Origin of the sequence: Neobacillus drentensis (assembly GCF_036965245.1) — a bacterium.
Taxonomy (GTDB): domain Bacteria; phylum Bacillota; class Bacilli; order Bacillales; family Cytobacillaceae; genus Neobacillus; species Neobacillus drentensis_G.
The window spans coordinates 1-5,532 of the sequence record NZ_JBALPG010000111.1; the positions used below are offsets into that span (position 1 = coordinate 1).

At 40.2% G+C, this 5,532-nt stretch carries 6 protein-coding genes; all 6 read left to right on the plus strand.

Annotated features, from left to right (window positions below; all coding sequences use genetic code 11):
• The first annotated feature begins 159 nt into the window (after positions 1 to 159).
• Complete coding sequence (gene bioB / locus V7150_RS20055) at positions 160 to 1,173, plus strand: biotin synthase BioB (protein ID WP_335521815.1); 1,014 nt, start codon at positions 160 to 162, stop codon at positions 1,171 to 1,173.
• A gap of 557 nt (positions 1,174 to 1,730) precedes the next feature.
• Positions 1,731 to 2,477, plus strand: coding sequence for a nucleoside phosphorylase (locus V7150_RS20060; RefSeq protein WP_335521817.1), 747 nt, complete (start codon positions 1,731 to 1,733; stop codon positions 2,475 to 2,477).
• 22 nt (positions 2,478 to 2,499) lie between these two features.
• Positions 2,500 to 3,102, plus strand: coding sequence for an ECF transporter S component (locus V7150_RS20065; protein ID WP_335521819.1), 603 nt, complete (start codon positions 2,500 to 2,502; stop codon positions 3,100 to 3,102).
• Between the two features lie 33 nt (positions 3,103 to 3,135).
• A complete protein-coding gene (locus tag V7150_RS20070) occupies positions 3,136 to 3,903 on the plus strand; it encodes an energy-coupling factor transporter transmembrane component T family protein (RefSeq protein ID WP_335521821.1) in 768 nt (255 codons plus the stop codon).
• Complete coding sequence (locus tag V7150_RS20075; RefSeq protein ID WP_335521823.1) at positions 3,900 to 4,745, plus strand: energy-coupling factor ABC transporter ATP-binding protein; 846 nt, start codon at positions 3,900 to 3,902, stop codon at positions 4,743 to 4,745. Before V7150_RS20070 ends, V7150_RS20075 begins: the two co-directional genes overlap by 4 nt.
• On the plus strand, positions 4,742 to 5,532 hold a 791-nt coding region (locus tag V7150_RS20080), incomplete at its 3' end, for an energy-coupling factor ABC transporter ATP-binding protein (protein ID WP_335521825.1). The genes V7150_RS20075 and V7150_RS20080, both read left to right, overlap by 4 nt.

Here is a 5,532-nt window from a genome sequence, read left to right on the forward strand (position 1 = left end):
GTGGAAGTTGTGAAGATTTTCTAATGAAAACATTTAGGGTGAATTACCCGTAAAATCCAAAAAATGCATAAAATTATTTTAATAATAGTAAACATGATATATAATTTTTATTGTTAACCTAATTGTTATTTTAGTTAACAATAAAAATGAGGTGATGGCATGAATTGGTTCACGCTGGCAAAACAAGTTATTGAAGGTTATGAACTAACAAACGAGGAAGCGAAGGAAATCTTATTATCCAATGATGAGGACATTTTATCACTCGTTAATGGAGCCTATGAAATTCGCAGACATTATTACGGAAAAAAAGTGAAGTTGAATTTGATTATTAATGCTAAAAGCGGCCTATGTCCTGAGGACTGTGGGTATTGTGCCCAATCGATTAAATCAAAAACAGAAATTGATCGGTATACACTCATTAGCAAGCAAACAATTGTGGAGGGGGCTAAGGAAGCGAAAAAGAATAGAATAGGTACATATTGTATCGTAATGAGCGGCCGGAAGCCAACCAATAATGAAGTGGATACAGTGATCTCTGCTGTTCAAGAAATTAAAAATGAGGTTGAGCACATCAAAATTTGTGCATGTATGGGACTTGTGTCGGAAGATCAGGCAGTTAGGCTGAAATCCGCCGGTGTGGACCGGTTTAATCATAATATTAATACAAGCGCTAACCATCATGGGAACATTACCACCACGCATGATTATGAGGATCGGGTCCAGACGATTGAAAGTGTAAAGAAAGCAGGTATTTCTCCATGTTCCGGTGTAATCTGCGGGATGGGTGAAACTGATGAGGATATCGTTGAGATGGCCTTTGCACTGAAAGAGCTAGATGCGGATTCCATTCCAGTAAATTTTCTTCATCCAATCAAGGGAACAAAGCTTGAGGATCTAGATGAATTAACCCCGATTCGCTGCTTGAAAATTTTATCTCTATTCCGGTTTGTAAATCCGACAAAGGAGATACGCATTTCCGGCGGCCGCGAATTCAACCTGCGTTCCCTGCAAAATTTAGGCTTATTCATTGCGAACTCCATTTTTGTCGGCGACTATTTAACGACTGATGGACAATGTGCGGATGCCGACTTCCATCTCATTAAGGACCTCGGATTCGAAATCGAAGAAAACCCATTCGAACTAGAAAGCCAATCATTTGCAAAAACCTATTAATAATTGGTGATGCCCTTTACTAAACAGATGAGGGCATCACTGCGTTTTGAGCAAAAAAAATAGATTGGTGTCAGGCACCAATCAAATTATGGGAAGTTTTAAGAAATGAGCTCAATGAACTTATTTCCTAATTAAGTTACTTTTATAATAAGAAAAACTTGTGTAGAAATTAGGTAGAACTTGTGTGGAAGTTGTGAAGATTTCCTCAGGATGGTGGGCGGCCGTTTAACGCGACTTTTGCTAAAAAAAGGAAAATGGTGCCTGACACCCTTATTGGTGTTAGCACCTTTTTTATTTGTTAAATATTCTTTAAAGGTGTTGATTCATAAAATTAAATGACCAAAACTTTTAATTTTGGTAATATTGTGATAAATGGTAGAAAAATATTCCTCTGTTACACCAAGAAAATGATCCCTCAACTAGATGATGATAACACCCACCCAATACATAGTTCCAAATCCTTATTGTTATGAATAGAACCAAATAAGAATCATAAATATTAACAACCAAACTCTTGTCTTCTAAACTACAAATAAACTTAAAAGGAGCTAGCGAATATGGAGCATAACCTACAACCGCATATCAGAATTGGGAAAGGGCACGATGTAACATACGCATTACTTCCAGGTGACCCAGGCCGTGTCAGCGAGGTTGTTAAATTCTTAGAAAATCCCGTGGAGATCGCCAATAACCGGGAATACAAAACGGTGAAGGGTCAATATAAAGGTGTATCTGTTTTCGTGACCTCAACAGGGATTGGCGGGGTGTCTGCCGGAATTGCCATCGAAGAGTTAAAGAATATTGGTGTTAACGTGATGATTCGGATTGGCAGCTGCGGTGCCTTGCAGCCGGAATTACGTCTAGGTGACTTGGTAATTGCTTCCGGCGCCGTGAGAAATGACGGAGCGTCTTATGCCTATATTAATAAAGCCTATCCAGCAGTTCCAGATCCCGATTTACTATTTCATGTGATAAATGCAGCAAAAAAGAATGATGCAAAAAATTACACAGGTATTGTCAGATGTCATGACAGCTTTTATACTGATAAAGAACCAGAAATCGACAAGTACTGGTCAGAGAAAGGAATTCTCGCTTCAGATATGGAAACGGCTGCCCTTTTTGTAATTGGCGGCTTACGCGGTATTAAGACCGCTTCCATTTTAAATGTTGTTGTCGAAAAAGAGGGGGATTTGGAAGGGGGAATCAATGATTACATTGATGCGAAAAACAATAGCAAACGTGGGGAAGAGCTGGAAATCCTTACTGCACTTGAAGCGATTGTTTCCTATGATTCTACTTTTTAATTAAGAAAAGGGGGTTTTTTCATTGAAAAAGCAAAGCATGTGGTCGTTACGTTTATCAACAGCTGCGCTCGTCCTGATTCCAGTAGCAGTAGGTGTCAACTATATTGGTAAATTAATTGCGGCATCCCTGAAACTGCCGCTATGGTTGGATTCTATCGGAACCGTCCTAGCAGCGATGTTGGGAGGTCCCGTTGTCGGTGCCTTAGCAGGAGCAATTAATAATATTATTTATGGTTTTACCGATCCTATTTCCTTTGTTTATGCAATTACTAGTGTCGCGATTGGCCTGGCGGTAGGGATTTTATTTTTCAAAGGCTATATCTCTAGCTGGGGAAAAGCAATCGTTGCCGGTTTAATCATTGGACTTATAGCAACGGTTGTTTCCACTCCGATTAATATCGGTTTCTGGGGTGGTACAACAGGAAATGTTTGGGGCGACTCATTATTTGCTTTTATTCTCGCAAAAACCGATTCTACTTGGCTGGCATCACTGCTTGATGAACTGGTTGTTGATGTCCCGGATAAATTGTTAGTTGTGTTAATCAGCTTTGGTATATTCAAAGGATTACCTCGGAATGTTGTCCAATTATATAACAATAATGAAAAGATAGAGACTTTAGATTAAGATTTTTTTGCCAAAAGAAAGCTGGTGAAGCTTTTGAAATCGATTAGTTTGTATGTGGATCGGAAATCGTTCATTCATGATATCGATCCCATCACGAAACTCTTATACATTCTCTTTGCCCTATTGGTTCCTATTATTCTGCCATCGTTCACGATTTCTTTTTTTTGCTTGGGAATTAGTATTCTATTATTGTGTGCTGCGAAGGTTATTCGAAAAACGGTTCCTGTGTATAGTTTTGTTTTTCTCGTGCTAATTACGGTCGTTATCATTCAAGGCTTGTTTAAGCCTGAAAATGAGACCGTTCTTTTTCAAATTGGTCCAGTTGCCATGTATAAAGAAGGGCTGCTATATGCCTTAACCATCACACTTCGAGTGATGAATATTGTCAGTTCCTTTTTGATCTTGGTCCTGACGACGAAACCATCGGATCTTGTTGAGACGCTTGTTCGTAAAGGAATGTCACCAAGAATCGGATATGTCATTGTTTCAGTATTTCAAATTATCCCGGAAATGATGTCGAGCATGGGTACGATTATGGATGCGCAGCGGGCGAGGGGAATGGAGACAGAAGGGAATTTGTTTGTACGAGTTAAGGCTTTCGTGCCGTTATTGGGACCGGTAATCCTTGGGTCGCTTATCAATACAAAGGAACGGGCAATGGCATTAGAAGTGAGGGGCTTCAATTCAAGGGCCCCAAAAACATATTTATATGAGGAAAAAAAATACACCCATAGCAGACTGATTCAGTCAGCAATGCTGGTTTTAGTAGTGGGAGCCGTAGCGTGGAGGATTTTTGTATGAAAAAAATAATCGTTGAAGGTCTTAAATATAAATATCCATTATCCGACACGCTCGCACTTGATGATCTTTCGTTTCAAGTGAATGAAGGGGAATTTATCGGCATTATTGGGAAAAACTCTGCGGGTAAGTCGACCTTATGTCAAGCGCTGGTTGGCCTCGTTCCACATTTTTATAAAGGGGCATATGGAGGTAAAGTGATCGTAGACGGGCTTGAAGTGAAAAGTCATTCCATTGCTGACATTGCCTTGAAGGTGGGCATGGTGTTTCAAAATCCATTTACCCAGGTGACGGGATCGAAAATGACGGTTTATGAGGAAATTGCCTTCGGGCTTGAGAATATTGGACTTCCCCGTTCGGAAATTATTGAACGAACGGATTATGTTCTGGACATGTTAAAAATTGAGCAGGTAAAGGACCATAATCCCTTTGACTTATCTGGAGGGCAAATGCAGCGGATGGCAATTGCGAGTATTATTGCAATGAAACCGGACATTCTAGTATTGGACGAACCTACCTCCCAGCTCGACCCGGCAGGCTCCGAGGAGGTATTCAGCGCGATTCAAAACCTAAGCAAACAGGGGATAACCGTTATTCTCGCGGAACACAAAATGGAGAAGGTCGCCCAGTATTGCGATCGGGTATTACTGCTAAATGACGGGAAAATGGTTGACTTGGATTCTCCTGAGAAAGTTTTTTCTCAGAAGGACCTTGAAGAGCATGGTGTAAGGGCACCTGTTTTTACAAGAGTGTGTAAAGCCTTGGATGTAAAGAAGGCTGCCTCGGACGATCACCCTGTAACCTTGGAGGATGCCGAGAAGGCATTAAGGGGGCGGATGCTATGATCAAGGTATCCAATCTTTCTTTTGCCTATAAACAGGGTGGCCCCCCAGTGCTTTCGGGATTAAATTTAGAGTTCGACGAGCGGTCTACAGCTATTATCGGTCAGAATGGAGCCGGAAAAACAACATTTGTCAAATTACTAAAAGGTCTTTTGAAACCAGATGATGGACAAATCTTAATTCATCATTTCGATGCAAAAAATAAAACCGCCGCTGAAATGGCAAGAACAATTGGACTTGTTTTTCAAAATCCCAATGATCAAATTTTTAAACGAACGGTTTTGGAAGAAGTGATGTTTGGACCGTTGAATATTAAAATGGGTAAACATACGGCAGAGAAACAGGCGATCAAAGCTTTAAAGATGGTTGAACTTAACGATAAATTAGAGATGAATCCTCATGATTTGAGTTTATCGGAAAAGAAACTGCTTTGTATTGCATCCGTTGTGGCAATGGATACGGACATCGTAATTTTTGATGAGCCGACAATTGCCCAGGATCATTATGGAAAGGAAAAGATTCGCCAAATTATCCAAGCCTTGAAGGACCGAAAAAAACTGATCATGACGATTATCCATGACATGGATTTTGTTGCAGAGAACTTCGAGCGGACGATTGTGTTTAATGAAGGCAGGGTCCTCCTCGATGGAGACACAAGATTCGTATTTTCACAGAAAGATTTTTTAAGAAAAGCCAAAGTTGAAGCACCAGGAATTACCCAATTAGCAGAAAAACTCGGAATAAAAAACACTATATTAACCGTCGATGAGTTTATCCGCATTAACGGGCA